This is a genomic window from Stenotrophomonas sp. STEN033, from assembly GCF_056856655.1.
Window position 1 is genome coordinate 18,902 of sequence record NZ_JBXFWM010000019.1, and the last position, 19,872, is coordinate 38,773.

The 19,872-nt window shown below is 62.5% G+C and carries 15 protein-coding genes; 8 read left to right on the forward strand and 7 right to left on the reverse strand.

All coding sequences use genetic code 11. The annotated features are described in order from the left end of the window. Positions 1-184: 184 nt before the first annotated feature. On the reverse strand, positions 185-1,255 hold the full coding sequence (locus AC1VXC_RS08755; protein ID WP_481538701.1) for a chitinase: 1,071 nt from the start codon (positions 1,253-1,255) through the stop codon (positions 185-187). A 188-nt stretch (positions 1,256-1,443) separates the two neighbouring features. After that, positions 1,444-2,379, reverse strand: coding sequence for a hypothetical protein (locus AC1VXC_RS08760; protein WP_481538700.1), 936 nt, complete (start codon positions 2,377-2,379; stop codon positions 1,444-1,446). 186 nt (positions 2,380-2,565) lie between these two features. Between AC1VXC_RS08760 and AC1VXC_RS08765 the strand changes: the two genes are divergently transcribed. Beyond that, positions 2,566-4,314, forward strand: coding sequence for an acyl-CoA dehydrogenase family protein (locus AC1VXC_RS08765; RefSeq protein WP_481538699.1), 1,749 nt, complete (start codon positions 2,566-2,568; stop codon positions 4,312-4,314). Between the two features lie 398 nt (positions 4,315-4,712). On the opposite strand, the gene AC1VXC_RS08770 is transcribed toward AC1VXC_RS08765, so the two are convergent. After that, positions 4,713-6,206 (reverse strand): SulP family inorganic anion transporter, encoded by a 1,494-nt coding sequence (locus AC1VXC_RS08770; protein WP_481538698.1) that lies wholly within the window; start codon positions 6,204-6,206, stop codon positions 4,713-4,715. Positions 6,207-6,510: 304 nt separating this feature from the next. Between AC1VXC_RS08770 and AC1VXC_RS08775 the strand changes: the two genes are divergently transcribed. The 4 genes from AC1VXC_RS08775 to AC1VXC_RS08790 all read left to right on the forward strand — a co-directional run bounded on the left by AC1VXC_RS08775 (position 6,511) and on the right by AC1VXC_RS08790 (position 9,762). Then, positions 6,511-7,353, forward strand: coding sequence for a class I SAM-dependent methyltransferase (locus AC1VXC_RS08775; protein ID WP_481538697.1), 843 nt, complete (start codon positions 6,511-6,513; stop codon positions 7,351-7,353). Positions 7,354-7,534: 181 nt separating this feature from the next. Next, positions 7,535-8,176 carry a CDGSH iron-sulfur domain-containing protein gene (locus AC1VXC_RS08780; RefSeq protein WP_481538696.1) on the forward strand — a complete coding sequence of 214 codons (642 nt, stop codon included), beginning with the start codon at positions 7,535-7,537 and terminating at the stop codon, positions 8,174-8,176. Between the two features lie 27 nt (positions 8,177-8,203). Then, positions 8,204-8,500 carry a hypothetical protein gene (locus AC1VXC_RS08785; RefSeq protein ID WP_481538695.1) on the forward strand — a complete coding sequence of 99 codons (297 nt, stop codon included), beginning with the start codon at positions 8,204-8,206 and terminating at the stop codon, positions 8,498-8,500. A 197-nt stretch (positions 8,501-8,697) separates the two neighbouring features. Beyond that, positions 8,698-9,762 (forward strand): alpha/beta fold hydrolase, encoded by a 1,065-nt coding sequence (locus AC1VXC_RS08790; RefSeq protein ID WP_481538694.1) that lies wholly within the window; start codon positions 8,698-8,700, stop codon positions 9,760-9,762. Positions 9,763-9,869: 107 nt separating this feature from the next. On the opposite strand, the gene AC1VXC_RS08795 is transcribed toward AC1VXC_RS08790, so the two are convergent. After that, a complete protein-coding gene (locus AC1VXC_RS08795) occupies positions 9,870-11,135 on the reverse strand; it encodes a serine hydrolase domain-containing protein (protein WP_481538693.1) in 1,266 nt (421 codons plus the stop codon). Positions 11,136-11,321: 186 nt separating this feature from the next. Here AC1VXC_RS08795 and AC1VXC_RS08800 point away from each other — a divergent pair, with 186 nt between their 5' ends. Further along, on the forward strand, positions 11,322-13,067 hold the full coding sequence (locus tag AC1VXC_RS08800) for a transposase (protein ID WP_449301993.1): 1,746 nt from the start codon (positions 11,322-11,324) through the stop codon (positions 13,065-13,067). On the opposite strand, the gene AC1VXC_RS08805 is transcribed toward AC1VXC_RS08800, so the two are convergent. After that, a complete protein-coding gene (locus AC1VXC_RS08805; protein ID WP_482995032.1) occupies positions 13,064-13,975 on the reverse strand; it encodes a BrxR family helix-turn-helix transcriptional regulator in 912 nt (303 codons plus the stop codon). The genes AC1VXC_RS08800 and AC1VXC_RS08805 overlap by 4 nt on opposite strands. A gap of 61 nt (positions 13,976-14,036) precedes the next feature. On the opposite strand from AC1VXC_RS08805, the gene AC1VXC_RS08810 reads away from it, so the two are divergent. Together AC1VXC_RS08810 and AC1VXC_RS08815 are read left to right on the forward strand one after the other, a co-directional pair. After that, a complete protein-coding gene (locus AC1VXC_RS08810) occupies positions 14,037-17,072 on the forward strand; it encodes an N-6 DNA methylase (protein WP_449301995.1) in 3,036 nt (1,011 codons plus the stop codon). Further along, positions 17,069-17,737, forward strand: coding sequence for a hypothetical protein (locus AC1VXC_RS08815; protein ID WP_449301996.1), 669 nt, complete (start codon positions 17,069-17,071; stop codon positions 17,735-17,737). The genes AC1VXC_RS08810 and AC1VXC_RS08815 overlap by 4 nt, the downstream gene beginning before the upstream one ends. A gap of 214 nt (positions 17,738-17,951) precedes the next feature. Here the strand turns inward: AC1VXC_RS08815 and AC1VXC_RS08820 are convergent, their stop codons facing one another. Beyond that, positions 17,952-19,112 carry an RES family NAD+ phosphorylase gene (locus AC1VXC_RS08820; protein ID WP_449301997.1) on the reverse strand — a complete coding sequence of 387 codons (1,161 nt, stop codon included), beginning with the start codon at positions 19,110-19,112 and terminating at the stop codon, positions 17,952-17,954. Positions 19,113-19,193: 81 nt separating this feature from the next. After that, positions 19,194-19,790 carry a hypothetical protein gene (locus AC1VXC_RS08825; protein ID WP_449301998.1) on the reverse strand — a complete coding sequence of 199 codons (597 nt, stop codon included), beginning with the start codon at positions 19,788-19,790 and terminating at the stop codon, positions 19,194-19,196. Positions 19,791-19,872 lie beyond the last annotated feature (82 nt).

Here is a 19,872-nt window from a genome sequence, read left to right on the forward strand (position 1 = left end):
AAGCGCCTTCCAAGCTTCAAGCAAGACAGGAAGCAAAAGCGCCCCCATCCGCCCTGCGGGCATCCCCGCCTTCGCGGGGACAGGCTCTTCCCCCGCAGGCGGGGGAAGGGAATGCATCAATCAGTTACCTGCTCAGAATGCATCAAGCAGTGGCCTGCTCGGAATGCAACTAGCCGCTACCCGCTCAGCGCGCCTGCGCAGCCCGCAGATGTTCCCCCACCGGTGCGGAGAACGCGCGCGCATCGGATACATCCCAGTTGATCGACCAGGTCATCACCCCGCGGAAATCCGGATGCGGCTGGCTGGGCTTCACCTCATCGCACTGCGTGGCCGTGGTAAGGCAATCAAAAGCGCGATTGATATCCGCCGGCGTCGCATACCCATTGCCCGCAGCACGCAGCCCCGACGGCAAGGCCAACGCCACCTGGTCGGCACGCAGGCCCTCGAAACGCCCCTTGCCGCCAGCCAGATCAAAGCCTTCGATCAGCATCTTCGCCGAGCCCACCATCATGTCGACACTGCCACCCGGATACTTCTCGGCGCGGTACGGCGTCGGCAGGCCACCGTTGTTGTAGAGCTGCACATGCAGCAGGTCCAGCTCCTCACGCAGGCCGTCGATCAGCGGCAGGTAAGCACCCCAGATGCCTTCCATCGACACAAAGCCGCCCTGCACATACGGGTGCTCCGGTGCCATCGACACATACAGGTTCGGGTACATGCCGTGCAGGCGCTTCACCGCCGAGATCAGGTGCGGGGTAACCGGCGCACCGTGCACCACGCCGGCGATCTTCTCCAGATCCACGTCGATGCCATCAAAGCCGAAGGTATTGATCGCCTCTGCGGTGGTGCGCACGAAGTTGTCTTCGTCACGCTGCGTGTTCAAGGTCACCGTGCCCAGCTCGCCACCAAAGGACAGCACCACGATCTTGCCCTGCGCACGCTTGGCGGCGATGTCGGCAATCAACTGCGCGCGATCCAGGGCAGGGTCCGGATTGAACGCCACCTTGCCCTCGCCCATGTCATCGGCAAACGCCAGCACGATCACGTCCCAGCTGTCGTCGACCTTGCCGACCGGCAACAGGCCCTGGCCGTTGTCGAAGTTGTGCAGATAGCCGACCAGGGCGTGCTTGGGCAGCGCATGGCTATGACCGGGAGCAACGCCCACACCCGTGGCAGCGGACGGCGTGGGTGCAGCCTGGCAAGCAAACGTGGAAGCCAGCACCACTGCGGAGAACAACAGACCAATCGACTTCATCGCGATACCAGAATGGGAAGACGCCCGATTCTAGGCATGCAGAAGCCGTAAAAAGCCATTAAAAGACAATAACTTAGCAATGTTGTCCTGATTTGTCCCGGTTTGTCCGAGCGATGGCCCGCAACGCGGTCGACACGCAGTTTCGATGTCGATGGCAGGTCCTGCAACTGGCCTGCGATGACCGCCGCTCAAGTGCACATTTTCATGCGCCGCTCGGCATCCCACAGGGCGCGCCGGGCCAGGTCATAGGCACTGTCTGCGGCGCTGGGCAGGCTGTGCTCGGCCTCCACCGGGTCTGCGCCATTGTTGTAGCGATACTCCACCCGCTGCAGCGCCTCCAGGTGCTGCTGCGCGATGCCCAGCCAGCGCCGGCGTTGATCGGCATTGCAGCGCGGGTAGCGCTGCTCCAGCGCGCCTATCGCCACGCGGATGCGGCGGCTGGCCTCGCCCTTCATGTCCGGCGCCTTCTCGTAGCGGATCGGTGCGGCCTTGTAGGCATCGCCCGTTGCTTCACTGCCCAGGTCGGAGGGCCGCTCATGTAGACGCGGATTGAAGGCGATATCCGGCGGTCGTCGGGCTTCAGCAGCCTGGATGTCCTCGCCATAGAGCAGGCGCTCGGAGCGTTTCTGCCGCGTTCCCGCACGTTCGCGCGAAAACAGGTTGGCAGTCGCGCGTTCTCCCACCTGCGTGGCCAGCTCGTCACGATGCTCGAACACACGCTCAGCTGCGCTCTTCTGGCGCGTATCCGTGGCATCCGGGATGGCGAGCGTGCCGTCCTTGCCGTATAGCCGCTGCGACCAGGCGGTCTGCGGGGCTGCCGCGGTGGCAGCTGGTGCAGCCGGAAGAACCGGAGCCACGGTTTCGGATGCGGGTGAAGTACTGGATGCCCGCTTGGAATCCATGGGCGTTCCGGGCGCGACTGTGATCGTCGGCTGCGGCACGGCCAGATCCTGCCTGGAGGCATCCGGCGAGAGCCACCGCAGCTGCACACGCGTCTGCTCGCCGCCCGTGTTCAAGGCGGGCACCTGCAGCATCAGGCGCGTTACGCCGAGCATGAACGCCAATGCAACCACGGCAGCGGTCACGCGGGTCCACAGCGGCTCGGCAGAATGGTCAGAACGCATGCAGCTCCATCGGAAACATGGCCCGGAAGGCATCAACCGGCCTTGGCGAAGTACAACCCCAGCATGCAGAGACCAACAAGGGCACACCGAGTTCAACAATTGTGTCCCACGAATAGGTGAACCTGTGGCAAGACTGGGCCATCATCGGCCAGACGCCGTCATCGTTCGCAGCACAAGGAGCCGTTCGTGAATACCGTTGCAGCACAGAATCTGGATGAAAGCATCGCCAAGCAGCTGTTCTTTGGCCATATCGCCGAAGAGGTGTTGTTCCCCTACCCACAGATCCGCGAGCGTGACCGCGAGATGCTGGGCGCGATGACCGATGCCATCGACCAGTTCCTGGCCGACAAGACCGCCGACCTGCGCCAGTACGACCGCGATGCCGAGCAGCCAACGGAGTTCATCCAGGCGCTGCGTGACATGGGCCTGTTCGGGCTGATCATCCCCGAGGAATTCGGTGGGCTGGAGCTGTCCAACGGTGCCTATGCGCGCGTGCTGGGCCAGACCAGCAGCCACGACAGCTCGGTGTCGCTGACCATCGGCGCGCACAGTTCTATCGGCATGAAGGGCCTGCTGCTGTTCGGCAACGACGAGCAGAAGCGGCGCTACCTGCCCAGGTTGGCCAGTGGCGAGATGATCGCCGCCTTCTGCCTGACCGAAGCCGGTGCCGGCTCCGACGCCGCCGCCATCCGCACCAAGGCCCACCGCAACGATGACGGCAGCTGGACGCTGAGCGGCGAGAAGATCTGGATCACCAACGGCGGCATCGCCGACTTCTACACGGTGTTCGCGCGCACCGACACGGCGGAGGGCAAGGTCACCGCCTTCATCGTCGAAGCCGGCTGGGACGGCGTCAGCCATGGCCCGCACGAAGACAAGATGGGCATCCGCGCCTCATCCACCACCACCGTCGCCTTCAACGAGGTGCGGGTGCCGGCCGCCAATGTGTTGGGCCCGGTCGGCAAGGGCTTCAAGGTGGCGATGAACATCCTCAACAGCGGCCGCACCGGCCTGGGCGGCGGCGCGGTGGGCGGCATGCGCGCGCTGATCCGCATGGCCTGTGCACAGGCCAGCGAGCGCAAGCAGTTCGGCCAGGCCATTGCCGAGTTCGGCCTGGTGCGCGAGAAGATCGCGCAGATGACCGCCGACTGCTTTGCTGCCGAAAGCACGGTGTGGATGGTGGCGCACCTGATCGACAGCGGCCGCACCGACTATTCGGTGGAAGCGGCGATGAGCAAGGTATTCGCCAGCGAGGCCGTGCAGCGCAGCTGTTATGAAGCGCTGCAGATCGCCGCCGGCAACGGCTTCATGCGCGAGCTGCCGTACGAACAGATGACCCGCGATACCCGCATCCTGTCGATCTTCGAAGGCACCAACGAGATCCTGCGCCTGTATGTGGCGCTGAACGGACTGAAGGGCGTGGGCGCGACGCTGAGTGAACTGCAGAGCGCGGTGGGCGGCATCTTCAACGACCCGATCAAGGGCTTCGGCGTGCTCAGCGACTATGCCGGCCGCCGCATGCGCGAAGCCACCGGCTACGGCACCGGCCGCATCCGCGCGCCGCTCGATGATGCGCTGCGGCCGCTGGCGCGGCTGTGCGAGAAATACACGGTGGAGCTGTCCAAGGCCTCGGACCGGCTGCTGCGCAAGCACGGCAAGAAGATCGCCGACCAGCAACATGCACAGAAGCGCGTGGCCGATATCGCCATCGACCTGTTCGTCGGCCTGTGCGTGCTGTCGCGGGTGGAGAGCCTGCTGCAGGCCAAGCACCCGGCCGCCGATGACGCGGTGAAGATTGCCCGTTTGTTCGCCCGCCAGGCACGCCGGCGCATGGCGCGTAATGTGCGTGGACTGGAGCGCAACGAGGACGAGATCGTCGAATCACTGGCCGCCTCGGTGCTGGAGCGCGGCGGCTACGCCTGGGACGTGATGTAAGCGCCCTTGTAGGAGCGGCGTAAGCCGCGAAGCTACCGGACCGTCCGCCGAAGCAAAGCCCGCAATTGCAGCTTCCCCGGCAATCGGCACCTGCATCAGCTTCGCGGCTGACGCCGCTCCTACAACAACATCAGCGCGCCACTCCCTTGTGGGAGCGGCGTAAGCCGCGAAGCTACCGGACCATCCGCAGAAGCAAAGCCTGCAATTGCAGCTTCCCCGGCGATCGGCACCTACATCAGCTTCGCGGCTGATGCCGCTCCTACAACAACACCAGTGCGCCCTCCCTTGTGGGGGCGGCGTAAGCCGCGAAACTACCGGACCATCGGCCGAAGCAATGCCAGCAATTGCAGCTTCCCCGGCGATCGGCACCTCCACCGGCTTCGCGGCTCACGCCGCTCCTACAACGCCGGGTCTTCCACTGCCAGCTCGCCCTCGCGCAACACCCGCCGCAGCAATGCCCGGCCCTGACGATCCAGGCCCAGCACGCGCGGCTTCACGCCGTGATGGCGATAACGGCTGACCACCTTCTCCAACGCAGCCACGGCGGTGATGTCCCACAACTGCGCGCCGGACAGATCAATCACCACCGCACGCCCCTCGGCCACACGCGGATCGAAGGCATCGATGAAGGCATCCGCAGAAGCAAAGAACACCTGCCCGCGCACCACATAGCGCAGGCTGCCGTCGGCCTGTTCATGCGGCTCCACCTGCAGCAGCCGCGCCACCTTCAATGCGAAGAACACCCCACTCAACAGCACGCCGATGCCAACACCGGCGGCCAGATTGTGCGTGCCCAAGGTCACCGCCACCGTCGCCAGCATCACCACGCCGGACAGGCGCGGATGCCGCACCAGCGCGCCCAGGCTGCGCCAGTCGAAGGTGGACACGCTGACCATCACCATGATTGCCACCAGCGCGATCACCGGCACCTGCCCTACCCAGGGCTTCAGTAACACCATCAGCACCAGCAGGAACACGCCCGCAAACAAGGTCGATAACCGGCCCCGACCACCGTATTTCACGTTGCCCACGGTCTGCCCGATCATGCCGCAACCGGCAATGCCGCCGAACAGGCTGGCGGCGATATTGGCCACGCCAAGGCCGGTGCATTCGCGGTTCTTGGAACTGGGCGTGTCGGTGAGTTCGTCCACTACCCGCGCAGTCATCATCGATTCCAGCAGGCCGACCATCGCGATGGCCAGCGCCGGCATGGCGATGATCCGCAAGGTATCCAGGTCAAACGGCAGCGCGGGCAGGCCCATCCACTGCGACAAGGCCTGGGGCAACTTGCCGAGATCATCGACGGTGGGCAGCTCCAACTTCAGCCACGACGCCAGCAGGCTCAGCACCACGATGCAGATCAGCGGCGTGGGAATCGCGCGCACGCCGGGCAGGGGCAGGCGCGGCAACCCGTAGATCACCAGCAGGCCCAGCGCCAGCATCGGCCAGGTGGCGGTGGTGGCGCCGTGCAGCTGCGGCAACTGCGCGGAGAAGATCAGGATGGCCAGCGCATTGACGAAGCCGGTACGTACCGAGCTGCTGACAAAGCGCATCAACACCCCAAGGCGCAGCACCCCGAACACGATCTGGATCACGCCGGCCAGCAGCCCGGCCGCGAACAGATACGGCAGGCCATGTGCACTGACCAAGGGCGCTGCCACCAGTGCCACCGAACCGGCGGCGGCGGTGATCATCGCCGGCCGGCCACCGAACACCGCGATCACGATGCTCAGCACGAAGGAGGCGAACAGGCCGACCTGTGGGTCCACCCCGGCCACGAACGAGAATGCGATGACTTCCGGAATCAAGGCAAAGGTGGCCACGGCACCGGCCAGCATTTCGCGCAGGGGATTGGCGCGCCACTGCGCCAGTTCAGAATGCAGAAAGGACATACGGGCGGATCGCCGGTGCTGGCCCGCAGGGGCGGCAGCGCAAGCGCAATCGAGGGGAGGGGCGCGAATTATGCCTGTTGATCGTTGACCGGCGCGTGTGGAGTTGGATTTCCAGCAAGGCGCAAACGTCCAAGGCTACCCCTCCCCGGCCCTCCCCTTGCCTTCGGCAAAGGGAGGGAGCTTTTGGCCCCCTCCCTTTTGCGGAGCAAAGGGGAGGGCTGGGGAGGGGTGCTCTTCGCGCACAACTCAACCCCCAAAACCCAGCTGCGGTAGCATTCCCACCCTCGCACCACCTGCAGCCCCCATGCCCCACTACACCGGCCCCCTGCTCACCCGCCCTTTGCTCGAGCAGCTGCACAGCGCCCTGAAGAAGGGCAGCAGCGAAATCAGCACCTCGCTCGACCTGGGCCGCAGCCAGCAAACCGTTGGCATTGGCAGCGACAGCTTTCAGTTCCGCGGCCAGCACTACCTGTGGCCGGCCAAGCTCAAGGACCGCACCATCTACTACTGGGATGGCGAGGAGTTCAGCGCTGCCTCGCGCTTCGGCAGCGGCCTGTACAAATTGGTACCTACCGACTGGGGAATCCCCACGTTCGAGATCGACGGCATCAAGATGCTGGTCAGCGCGCAGATCTCGCCACTGGACGACGCCCGCCGCAAGGTGGCACTGGTGGAGCCGCGCGGCAAGCAGATCCTGGACACCTGCGGCGGCATGGGCTATTTCGCCGCCTCCTGCCTGGACGAAGGCGTGGCCGGCATCCGCTCTTTCGAGAAGAGCCCGGAGGTGCTGTGGCTGCGTACCCTCAACCCGTGGTCGCCGGACCCTGACAGCGCCGCTGCGGGCGGCCGTCTGCAGCTGAAGCAGGGCGATGTGTCCAAGGAAATCGAACACATCGCCGATGCCTCGATGGACGCCGTGCTGCACGACCCGCCGCGCTTCGGCATTGCCGGCGAGCTGTACTCGCAGGTGTTCTACGATCAACTGGCGCGCGTGCTGCGCAAAGGCGGCCGCCTGTTCCATTACACCGGCGCCCCCAACAAGCTCACCAGTGGCCGCGATGTACCCCGGGAAGTGGCCACACGCTTGCAGAAAGCCGGCTTCAAGGCCGAGCTGGCCCTGGATGGCGTGCTGGCCGTACGCAGATAGCCCGCTTCTGCAGGAGCGGCGCAAGCCGCGAAGCATGTACCCCCATCAAGCCTCGGCCCGATGAAAATCTCATTGCCCCCGGCTTCGCAACTCACGCCGCTCCCACAAACCCACCCAACTGTATACGCCCGGCCTTAACGTCTTCCGCGCGACACTGCGCCTTCCGAAGCGGAGGCAGCCCATGGCAACCGAAACCGTACGCGGCAAGACCGTCACCATCCATTTCGATGGTGAACGCTGCATCCACTCACGCAACTGCGTGCTCAGCCACCCGGACGTTTTCGTGCCCAATGTGGTGGGCGAATGGATCCACCCCGACGCCGTGCCTCCGGAGGAAGTGGCGCTGATCGCGCGCAACTGCCCATCCGGCGCCATCCGCTACGAATACAACGACGGCAGCCACGCCGAACCCGCACCGGTGGTGAACCTGGTGCATGTGCGCGAGAACGGCCCGCTCGCCTTCAACGCACCGCTGTTGATCGCCGGCAGCGACGAAGGCATGCGCGCAACCCTGTGCCGTTGCGGCGAGTCACACAACAAGCCCTTCTGCGACCACCGCCATGTCGACTGTGGCTTTACCGCAAGCGGCGAACCGGCGGAAAAGAAGTCCGAAGCCTTGCCGCAACGTGATGGCCCGCTGCAGGTCAACCCGACCAAAAACGGCCCGCTGCACGTCATCGGCAACCTTGAAGTCGTCAGTGGCACCGGCCGCACCATCGACCGGGTCACCGAGACCTGGTTGTGCCGCTGCGGCCATTCCAACAACAAGCCCTTCTGCGATGGCAGCCATAGAAAGGTTGGCTTCCAGGCTGACGGCGAATAACACATCCCCCCCCCAAAGGAGCTGCACATGGCAAACCTCGAACTCCGCCTTACCGCCGACGAAGGTGTTACCCAGGCCTTGCTCGACATGCTCAAGGGCATGGACGATGTGGATTCAGCCGAGGACATCACCGAACCCGCATTCGATGCCGACGACGAAGACAGCAGCTCGGCGGGCCTCAGCGACAACGAAGGCCCGGGCTACCGTCTGATCCAGGTGGAAACCATCAGCGATCAGAGCCTGGCGCGGGTGCTGGATGCAGCGCAGGCCTTGGCCGAGAGACTGGGTGCGGTATTGGAAATCGAATCCGATTCGCAGGACTGAGGTGAGTGGCCTGCGACCACGGTAAAGATATGCGACAGCTGCGGCCAATGCTGCAAACCTGTCCGAGATGTCGTTGCGGAGCGCACATGGCATGCTTCATTCCTGCAATTGACACCGAAGCTGGGAAGCCAATGAAGTTGCTGCCGCTGTTTCTGCTCTGCATTGTTGCTGGCGCCTGCCCTGGCGCAAGCGCCGCCGTGCCTGAAGCTCCCGCGCCACGTAACCGGGCGCAGGCCACCGCCATCGTGGCAGACATGCGCCGCGTGGTAGCCGACAACGGCATCGAGCGCCTGGAGAAGGTCCGCATCGGCGGGATCGATCAATGGGTATCGATCCGCGGCAACGATGCGCGCAACCCGGTTCTGCTGATGCTGCATGGTGGGCCGGGTTGGGTCGCCATGCCCACCAGCTGGTACTTCCAGCGCGGCTGGGAGGAGTACTTCACCGTCGTGCAGTGGGACCAGCGCGGTGCGGGCAAGACCTTTGCGAGCAACGATCCAGTGCAGTTGGCCCCCACCATGACCCGTGAGCGAATGGTCGCCGATTCACTGGAAATGGTGGCGTGGCTGCGCCACGAATTCGGCAAGCAGAAGATTTTCCTGCTCGGCCAATCCTGGGGCAGCTATCTGGGCCTGGAAGTGGCCAAACAACGCCCGCAATGGCTGCATGCCTATATCGGCATGGGCCAGATATCCAACGCGCCGGAGAGCGAGCGGCGCGGCTGGGCATGGACGATGCAACAGGCGCAACAAGACCACAACGCACAGGCCATCGCTGACCTGCAGGCAATAGCGCCATATGCCCAGGGCAATACCCCGGTTGCATTGGATGCACTGTTCAAACAGCGACATTGGTTGAACCACTACGGCGGCATGGTCCACAACCGTCGCGGCGGCGATGCCGAGGCCGCAGCCTTTGCGCTGTCACCCGAATATGCCGACGCAGATATAGCCGCGGCCTGGAAGGGCAACGATTTTTCCATGCAGCATCTGCTCGCGGATGTGCTGACCCTCGACATGAGCAGCACCCGCCAGCTCAAGACGCCGTTGTTCCTGTTCCTGGGCCGGCACGATTACAACGTGTCCTCCGAACTGGCAGCCGAATGGTTCGCCAGCGTGGATGCGCCGCAGAAGAAACTGATCTGGTTTGAACAGTCCGCGCATGAAGTGATGAATGAGGAGCCGGGAAAGACCTTGCTGAGCCTGGTGCAGGAGGTCCGACCCATCGCCGAGCAGGCCGGCGATGGCGTTTTCGAGCAGTGAACTGCCGTGCGGCAACGACAACACGCGCGGCCCAAGTCCACTGGCAGCGGGTTCATCGCAAATGAAACAAGGCTGCGGATGCATGGGTAACGGATACCCGCACTCAATCAAAGATCGTACGAAAGCAGATCGTATCCGGTCGCAGCACGCACCACCCGCTGGTGCACGAATGAACCGCTGCCGCCATTGGTCAACACCACGATGCCGCGCCCGCGCTGCGCGTCGCCCAGTGCGAAGTTCTTGAAGATGCCGCTGTTGCTGCCGGAGTGGTAGAACATCGGCCCATCACGGGTCTGTTCGGTATTCCAACCCAAACCTTTCTCGGTCCATCGTCCCGGCAAGCTGATCTGCGGTGCCAGCATGGCTTGTCGCGCACTCTCACTGATCTCCCATGCCGCAGCTTGCCGGCCCGCCATCATCAAGCTCAGGAAGGTCGCATAGTCCTGCACGGTCGTGCGCAGGCTGGCGGCGGCATTGGCGAGGATGTCACCCGCCCAGGTCACCAAGCCTGGCGGCGACAAGGCCTGCACTTCCGGTAACGCGCGCTCGGCGTCTTCATACTTCCATGCAGACAGCGGCTTGCCCCAGCGCTCGGCGACGCGCTGCGCTGCACTCCATTGTTCGCGCAGCACCTGCGGCGGCACGCCCCCATCGACACGATCGTGTGCGCGATGACCAAACACAGAGCGCGCGGCCAGATCCGCATTCCAGGTATAGCCGCTGTCTTTCATCCCGGCAGGACCGAACAGAGAGGCCTGCATCGATTCGTCCAGGCTCTGCCCGGTGATCGCTTCAACGACCAGCTGCAACCAGACGAATGCCTCGCCGGAATAATTGATGCGCGTGCCGGGCTTCACCATCGGCACCAGTTTCTCGGTCGCGGGCGATTTGCGCCAATCGGGCAGCCCCGTCGTATGCCGCAATACGTCGCGCGCGGTGATGAGTGCCACCCATGGATGATCGCCAAGGTATTCAGGGCGCCGATACCGAACCAGCGGTATATCCAGCTCGATCCGCCCCTGCCCCACCAGCTGCATCACCAGATAAGCGAACACCGGTTTGCTGAGCGAGGCGTCCTCAAACACCGTGCGCGCATCGACAGCTCTGCCAGTCTGTACATCAGCCAAGCCAAAGCCTCGACTCCATGCCAGGGCACCACCTTCAACCACGGCGATGCCCACGCCAGGGACCGCAAAGGCCTGCATGATCCGCGGCAGTTCGCCGAGGAAGGTATCGTCAGGGACCCAGGAACTGCTGGCGGTGCTTTTACACGACGCAGCCAATGCTCGGGTTGAAGGCAACGTCGCAAGAATCCCCAACGTGGCGGACTGCGCGATGAAGCGGCGACGACCTGGAACCGTGCATATCGACATTGCCAACAGCCTCCGTTACGAAAGCCCAGCTTAGCCGGTGTTCCCCGAAAAGTTGGTCGGCATAAGGTCTAGAACAATCCGGTGCCCGATCGAAGCAGGTACCGTGCAGGCTAGCCGTTCCGACTACCTGTTGATGCTCGTGGCCGTTAAAATCAGCCCCATAGCAGGCAGTGGGGCTGATTTTTCTTGGAAATTGAGAAGTTGCGACGGCCCAGCCGGGTGCCCGTCGAGGTGGCCGGCCTGCAGGTGAATTACTGCCGCAACACCCTGTGCTCGAACTTTGGCGTCACCCCGGGCGAGCGAGACCGGCGTAATAGGAGCGCAGCGGCCCAAGATCCTGCATACGTGATGACGGGTGGCGCGGGCGCGCTGATGCCTACCGCCACCTGCGGCCTGTGCAAGGAGTCCTTCCCACTCAAGAGCAATCTGGCGGTGGCAGAGGAGATGGCGAGGCTGAGCGCCTACTTGGCTCCCATCCCGGAACTTGGTTGTCCTGACCAGGAGTGTGCCCACTGGGGCAAGGCCGTCAGTACCCACCCTAAGCTGTACCAGGGGTTTGGCAGCACCTCGGCAGGGTCCCGTAGATTTCGATGCAAGCACTGTACAAAGCTGTTCTCCATCCCCACATCGAGCACGCCTCGACAGAAGAGGCCTGATGTCAATGCCTTGGTGTACCGCCTGCTGATCAACAAGATGCCCATGCGTCGCATTTGCGAGACGGCGGGGATCGGGCCGCAGACGCTGTACACCAAGCTGGAGTTCATTGCGGAACGCGCGCGGGCCTTCGCGCGCGAGCAGGAAAGCCAACTGCTCCGGGGCAAAGTGCTCCCTCCGCTGCTGCTATCGACGGACCGGCAGGACTACTTGCTGAATTGGGGCACCAGCGCGGATCGCAGAAACACCCGTCTCCATGGCGTCGGCACCGCGGACAATCGATCATCCTACGTTTTCGGCATGCACTTGGACTATGACAGCCGCTTGGACCCTGGTGATATCGAACTCGCCGCCTTGGAGTGCGACGACTACGGCATACTGCCGCCCTTCAGGACCTTCGCACGGCTTTGGCTCAAGCGTGATTGGAACTCCCAGCAAATGATCCAGCGCCGTCGCTACGGTGCGGCCAAGAAGCGTGGAATTGCGGTTGCCGAGTTGGATGAGGAAGTTCAGTCTCCCAAGTGGGGCGGAGATGACACCAAGCTGCCGGGGCGGGGCATGAAGGTGCGCGATGACTACAGCGTCTTCGGCCATCTTCACCTGATCGCTCAGCTCACGGCAGGCAGCCCGCACGTGGCACTCTACATGGACCTTGATCCTGGGCTGCGTGCCGCCGCCCATACGGCGTTCCGTGAGAAGATCCTAGAGGGGCGTGCGGACACCTTCCAAGTACGCATCAACAAGGACATGACCATCGACACGAAGAGCTTGGCTGTGGCTCAAGCTAAGCAGAGGATGGCGAGGTTCGCGAGGGAGCGCGGCATCGAGCAGGCGGCGGCGAGCCGGTGCTTCCTCGAAGAGCACCTGTCCCGCCGGGGTTTCGTGGAGCGCTGGCAGGATCGGTGGGTGGATCATCCATCGCCAGATCAAGGTGAGCCTGAGAAGTCCTTGCTCCACCTGACCGATCGCCCCGATTTGACCGATGCCCGGCGTGCTGACCTGCATCTATGGGGCAGCCTGCACGGCATTGATCGCTTCTTCATGGTGCTGCGTCGCCGCCAATCGCTGCTGGAGCGCCCGATCAGCAGCGCCAGTTCCTCGGGACGCACCTTCATGGGCAACAACCCCTACCGACCTTGGGTGGTGGAAGCAGTGCTGGATTTGCTGAGGGTTTCCTACAATTTTCATCACGTAGGAAAAGACAAGAAGACGCCAGCCCAGCGCCTTGGGTTGGCAGACCGGGGCTACGCCCTTGAAGACATTTTGGCCATTGATTAGCCTTCCGAATCCTCAAAGGATCTGGCCTGCAGCGATTCCAGATTACGGGCGATGACCGGGGCTCGCGCAGCCGGTCGTCGCAAATGGTGCTGCTCAAGGAAGTAAGGAATTAGGGCCCGACGCATCTTGGCAGGCCATAGCCATTGCTGCCGGGTCATGGTCATCCCCCATTCCCGTGCGACGATGGCCTGCTGTGCCGGAGACAGCTTGGGATTGGGGACCACCTCTACGGTAGCCTCAGTTTCCCACTCCGTATCGCGCGCGGCCTGCACAGGCGTGGCCTGTTCTGAGGATGAGGCTTCGGTGATGCGCGCAACCACCAGGTCAGCGAATCGTTCGCGCTTGGCATCGTAAGCCCGTACATGCCAGCGACCAGCCACATGCACGAGGTGATGTGGCCAGATCAGACGAGCGGTGGGTTCAGGGGTACGCAGCGATTGGTAGACGATCTGGGCGCCAGCACGCTCGCGCAGCGCGTTGGTCAGGATACGCAGCACCTGGCCGTTGATGGCTCCCTGTGGCATCGGTAACCCCATGATGGGAATGCCCTCCGCCCAGGTCGGAATGCCCGCGCGCGCCTGCGTTTCCAGGCTGAGCTTGAGTAGGGCCAGATACTCATCGGCGCTTCCCAGTGCAAACAGCGGACGGAACTTGGCCGTGGGGCGATAGGCCCTGCGCGAAACGTCGTATTCAAGATTTCCAGGGCTGAGCGAGCGATAGAGCGACAAGTCGCGCGTGACGTGATTGGCGGACACGTCGAAGACCTCGCATACGCGCTGGCGCTGCACTACTCCCTCCCACTGAGCAACCGACTCTACGAATTGCAGACGTTGCCGCTGCGCATAGGGCAGCGAGTCCAAAGCTTGTCGGTCAGGCTTCATAGTCCGCATTATATGTACTATACGCATTCACATTGCAATACATATTTAATGTGGTATAGTCGGGAGACATCAGGTTAGGCTCTACGACATGGAACAGGCAGGGACTGAGCATTGGCTGCACGAGCTCGGCTACGCCCAGCACGGCGCGTCGTTGTTCCGTGCCGGTGAACATGTGCCGGCCACGCATCGCTATGCGACCGAGCTTCGTGCGCTGCTCGCGCCTGATGGCCTGATTCGCGCCAAAGCGGTATTCGATGTCGATGGCACGCCCACGGTGGCATTCATCGAGAACACGCCCGGCGTGAGTGTCGATGCGATCCGTCAGCGGATCTGGAACCAGAATCTGGTAACCATCGTGCTTGAGGTCGGCAACGACACCGCGAGTGCTTATTCGCCTCAGCGTGACGAGAAGCCGATCGCCCTCACGCTGGAGGCCGCCAAACCTGATGGTCGCTGGTCAGCCAAGGACATTCAGTCCGGCGATATCGCCCAGCGCGTGCCGGCTTGGTTCAGTGCCGAGCAGCGCGTTGATCATGACTTGCTGCGCAACCTGGGAGCAGCAGTCCAGTTGCTGCGCGAACAGGGCTTGCCCAAAGAGGCCGCCCAGTACCTGATTGGTCAGGTACTGTTTGTCTCCTACTTGGAGCACCGCGGCGTCATCAGCGATGTCTATCGGCAGCGCCATGGCGTGGGCGAATTGGCCGCGCTTATCGAAGCGCAAGACCGGCAGGGCCTGATCGCACTATTCACGCGCCTGAAGGCGGACTTCAATGGCGACTTCCTAGCCGCGAAGGTGGCCAAGGAGGCCGGATGGATTTCCTTACCTGCGGCGGCCTTTGGTGTGCTGCATCGCTTCATGGCGCGCGTTGACCTGCACACGGGTCAGGGCTCCTTGTGGAACTACGACTTCCGCTTCATTCCCGTGGAGTTGCTCTCCGGCATCTACGAGACTTTTTTGGGCGAGGAGCGTGATGCGCTGGGCGCGTTCTATACGCCTCGCCACTTGGCACAGCTCACCGTGGATATGGCCTTCGAGGGCATCGCCGATCCTTCGCAGGAAACCGTTTTTGATGGAGCGTGCGGCTCGGGCATCCTGCTGACCACCGCCTTCCGGCGTATGCTCGGACACGCCCAGGCCGGACGTAGCATTCCCCTCCCGTTGAGCGAGCGGATCGAGTTGCTCAAGACCCGCATCTTCGGCTCGGATCTGTCCGAACCGGCTTGTCGGGTCACTGCCTTCAGTCTGTATCTGTCCTTGCTTGAAGACCTGGTGCCTCGCGACCTGGCCGAGCTGACCAGTGATCCGGCCGTCAAGCTGCCCGAACTGCTGGGCAGCAATCTTATTGCTGGCAAGTCAGGGGACTTCTTCGCCGCGGCCAATCCGTTCGCCGGCAGGGCATCGTTTTCGATTTTGCTGTCCAATCCGCCTTGGAGCGAGCCCGCATTGTCAGGTACGGGTCAGGGCTCACTGAGCTACGAGGCGTGGGCCGAGCGCGCTGGACGGGCACTGGTGCGCCGCCAGATAGCCGCCGCCTATGCGCAGCGGGCAGTGGACTCGGTCAAGCAGGCCGGTCGCCTGGTCCTGATTCTGCCGGCCAGTTTGCTGTTGGCGCCCACCAGTCGTCCCTTCCTGGTCGACTGGCTCAGTCGCGTGCGACCAGAGCGCATCGTCAATTTTGGTGACATGCGGCGGCAGCTGTTCGCTGCAGCTGACCATGGCTGTGTGGTGGTTGTGGCCCATCCTCGCCATCCCGACGCACGGCCGGTGGTGCCGGTGACGGAGGTCTTTGACTATTGGGTGCCCAAGGTCGACATCAGCCTTGCCTTCGGTCGCCTGACCTTACACACCAGTGATCGGGCACGTGTGCAGACCCAGGACCTGATCCAGGACAACGCCGTGCTTCGGCATCGCACCTGGGGCACGGAGGCCGACGTGCGCTTGGTGCGCAGACTGTTGCGTGAGGGGACGATCGGCGCGTTGGCCGAGGCTCGCGAGTGGCGCATCGGTAAGGGCTTCCACAAGACCGACCGCAGCGCCGAGAAGCTCAGCCCGGCACGCTTTCGCAAGATACCCTACCTCAATGCACGGGCGATTCCCCGTCATTGGCCGGTACTGCCCGAGACCTCGCTGAGCCGCTTCCCCAAGGAGATCGACTCAGTCACCACCTATGGGGCGCACGAGGGAACCATCTACAGCGGTCCTCGTGTGCTCTTCCCGGACGGACTGTCTGCCGATCTGGAGATGCGTGCGACCTACGCCGAGGGCGCCTTTTCCTTTCAGCACACTGTGGCCGCCATCTGCGGACAGGAGGGCGACGAGGACATGCTGCGCTTCCTGGCGATCTACTTGCGCTCGCCGCTGGTGCGCTACTTGGCTATGCAAACCGCGTTTTCTCCCTCCAGTGAACGCGAGCGCATCACAGTGGCCGAGGTCAGCGCCTTGCCTTTGGCGCAGCCCGACACGCCTGAACGGCGCAAGATCGTGCGCCGGGTGGCCACTATCTCCCGCTCGCTTGAGCGCCAAGTCAACCAGATCCTGGTGGCTGAAGAGCCGGATCTGAGTGAGGCCTACGAACTGGTCATGGCCTACATGGGCCTTAGTGATATGGAAGTCGGCCTGGTCCACGACATCACGCAATGGGCATTGCCGAGCCGCCAAAGCAGCGTCAATGGCGCCGCACTGACACCTTGGCAATCGGCCCCGGATCAGCGCGACCTGCTGGCGTATGCCCGTGCGCTGCAGCGCGAACTGATGAGCATGCGCGATGCGCGCCGTGGCAAGGGGCAGTTTGAGGTGACGGTGCATGCTGGGCGCCGATTCTCCCGTCGGGGGGTCGGCGTGATCGAGGTCAAAATTCACAACGCCGGTGGCCCACGCGCCTCCCGAGTGGACAACCAGACACTGGAAGCAGTTGAGGCGCTGGTGGCCCGCCTGGCCAAGGAAGGAGTGATGCCGATGGAGGTCGTCGAGAACCTGTTCCTCAGCAGCGATGTTTGCGTGTTACACGAAGATCATGCTTACCTGATCAAGCCGCTTGCGTGCAGGCTGTGGCGCATTGGCCTGGCTTCAGAAGATGCGGCACGATTGGTTGCCGGCGCCGCAGCGCAAGGGCCCGCTGCATGAGCCTGAAGGATGCGTGGCGGGAGGCGTTTCCCGCGCAATCTGCCGGGCGCGTGGTGGAGTACATGCTGGCAACCTGGAATGAGCTCGCCGCCCGCAAGCTCTATCACTTCTCTTGGGCACAAACCGAGCCCAAGCTCACCTTGGCGCTGAAGGAAATCCTGAAGGACAACGCCCATACAGTGGGACTACAAGGGTTCTGGGGCGGAGAGGACCAATCCGTCAAGCTGGATCCAGCTACCCTCAAACCGCTGAAGGGCTATCGCACCGACATCATTTACCACAGCGATCTGGAGGGGCTGTCCCTTACATTTGAGTGGAAGAAGCTCAAGGGTACCTCCGCCAGCCGCAAGGCCTTCTATGGCAAGGAAGGGATGGGACGATTCCTGGAAGACGACGGCTACGCCAAGCGACAGCCATTCGGGTTGATGGTGGGGATCATCGAGTCGCCACGCCATCGCAAGGATACACAGTCCTTGATGGTTGCAATGAACAAGGATGACATCCTCGCACTGCTGCACATGATTCCAGATGACGGCGGCGTGCATTTGCGAGCGCCCTCGCGTGAACTTCCTGGGCTGGCCATGTTTGACACGCAACATGTGCGGCACTCTGGGGGATTCTCCACATTCACTTTCAGCCACCTCTTCGTTGAGTTCCCCGGGTAAGACAGCGTTCAGATCGCTGCTCATCGATCAGCGGCAGTGAGGAAGCATCCTTTGCCCAAAGCAGCCCGCCAGCCGACTCAGTGAAACTGGCTGCCGCTATCGCCTGCCTATCGCCCATGCATGCCACGAATCGCTGGATGTCCCTGTCGTGGACGTCATGCTCGATGACTGTATTCCTAACAAGATGCCTCTCGATACGCATGTTGCCAAAATCTCATTTTCCGGCGCCGGCAAAAATTACGCCCTGATAGCTGCCTACGTACCTATCCTCTGGAAATACAACGAGGTTCTTTCCGCCGGCTTGCAGGGTGCTCGGATAAATCAAGCCGCCCAACCTCGTCCCGGGTGTCGGTTCAAAAATCTGAGCCAGATACTCGCAGATCACCTGAGTTGGAACGTAGTCAATGTGCTCACTTCCGTCCTTCGTTACGGGGACACTGATTGCATCGACGAATGCGCGAATGAACAGAGCCTGTTCACGTGCCTCCTTGTTGGCGAGATCAAAGAGTGATGGGACAGCGGGAAGCAAGGTGAGGTCGATGACCTGTAATGGCGCAGAGAGCAGGAATGTGGCTATGAAGACCGTATGGCTCGTGCGCCCTGTGATGCCGGCTTCGAGGCGGGCCGTCGACCTTTCAAATGCGGTATATAGATAAGGAATACCTGCGGGATTCATCCGACCCGCGGACGCGACTTCCTTTGGGGGTGCCCCCATCTCTTTCGCAGTCGGTTGCCAAGCTTGGCCACGTCGTCGTACTCGCGCCCGATAAACCTGCGTGCCTGCCGCGAGATTGCGGATGAGCGGGCGTAGGCGGAATGCAATTGCAGGCAGCACCTCGCGAACGTCGATCTCGTAAGGCGACATCACATCGGCTTGTGGTCCTTCGGAAAAATGAAAGCGCGTTTCGTGCTTCACGGTATGGACGAAAGAACGCCATCCGAACGAGAGCACTTCGTGTGGATGGCTTCCTGCCCAATATCCATCGGCCGCGGGCACGAAATGGTCGCCATTGACTTCAGCGTCAACTACGGCTTGAACGAAATCCGGATGCCCATCGAATCCCAGGTTGTACAGGACGTGGTCGATGCCGATCGGCTTAATGACGAACCCGTGTTCATAAGGGACACCGCCCGCCGCCGGCTCACAGTAGTAAGTGTGAACAGCATCGTATATCGCCTGAATGACAACCTCGGCCGAGGTCGCGATGCCCGTAATGTCATGTCGGTCGCAGTAATCGCAGGTGTTAGCGCAAACGGCCCCTTTGATCAGCTCCTTTAGGTATGGATCCTCCACACAATCGGCGCACACAAACGTCTCGGGCGCGGACCAGCCTCGTTCCTGGACCTCCATCCATTCGGTCTTCGCACCGCCCATTAGCAGTCCTTCACACCTCTTTCGGCCCAACCCCACTGACTGTAGCGAGTCGCACCGGGCCGCCTTGTCTCGCCCGGGCTTTCACTTAAATCGAATTTTGACTTGTCCGTAGGGACCATACGGGACCGGGATCGTGTGATACCCCGTATAAACGTCAACGGCGCCCTCCAAGCTCTCAGGGTGCACGTACACAATGGCATATCGAGCGTTGCTCAGGTCCGTGGTCAGGACGGTAACTCCATACAAGCCAAAGCCATTGAGTGTGTCCTGCGGAGACAACTTTGGTCCCGGCAGATCCTTGATCAACTGCTTGTTCCCATCCAGAAATTGTTGGGATGGGTGCAGCACAATCAGTTCGAAGTACGTCATTCCACCCTTCGCATCCGAGTGCATCTCCATGGCTCGCGCGCCTTCAGGGATGCGAACGCATATCGCAGCAGCATTCATCCCGCTGGGAAGCCTGACAACTGGCGTGCTGGGCGTGAAGTCGAACATGGTCCATGCCGTGCCCGCATTGGGGGTAGTACACGGCTCGGTGGCATCAGGTGCGGTCACCTGAGCGATGGCGCCGCGATACTGTTGCGAAAGCTCGGCATGCTTGAGGTCGCGATCCACCTGCATGCTCGCGCAACCCGTTATCGGCAATAAGAGCAGGCCCAAGGCCAGCCGCCACGTCATTCTCATTCGGTTTCCCCTGTCGATTTCAATTCCGAATTGCTCGCCAGACCTGAAGCGCTCGATTACAGCGAGCCCGGGCGAG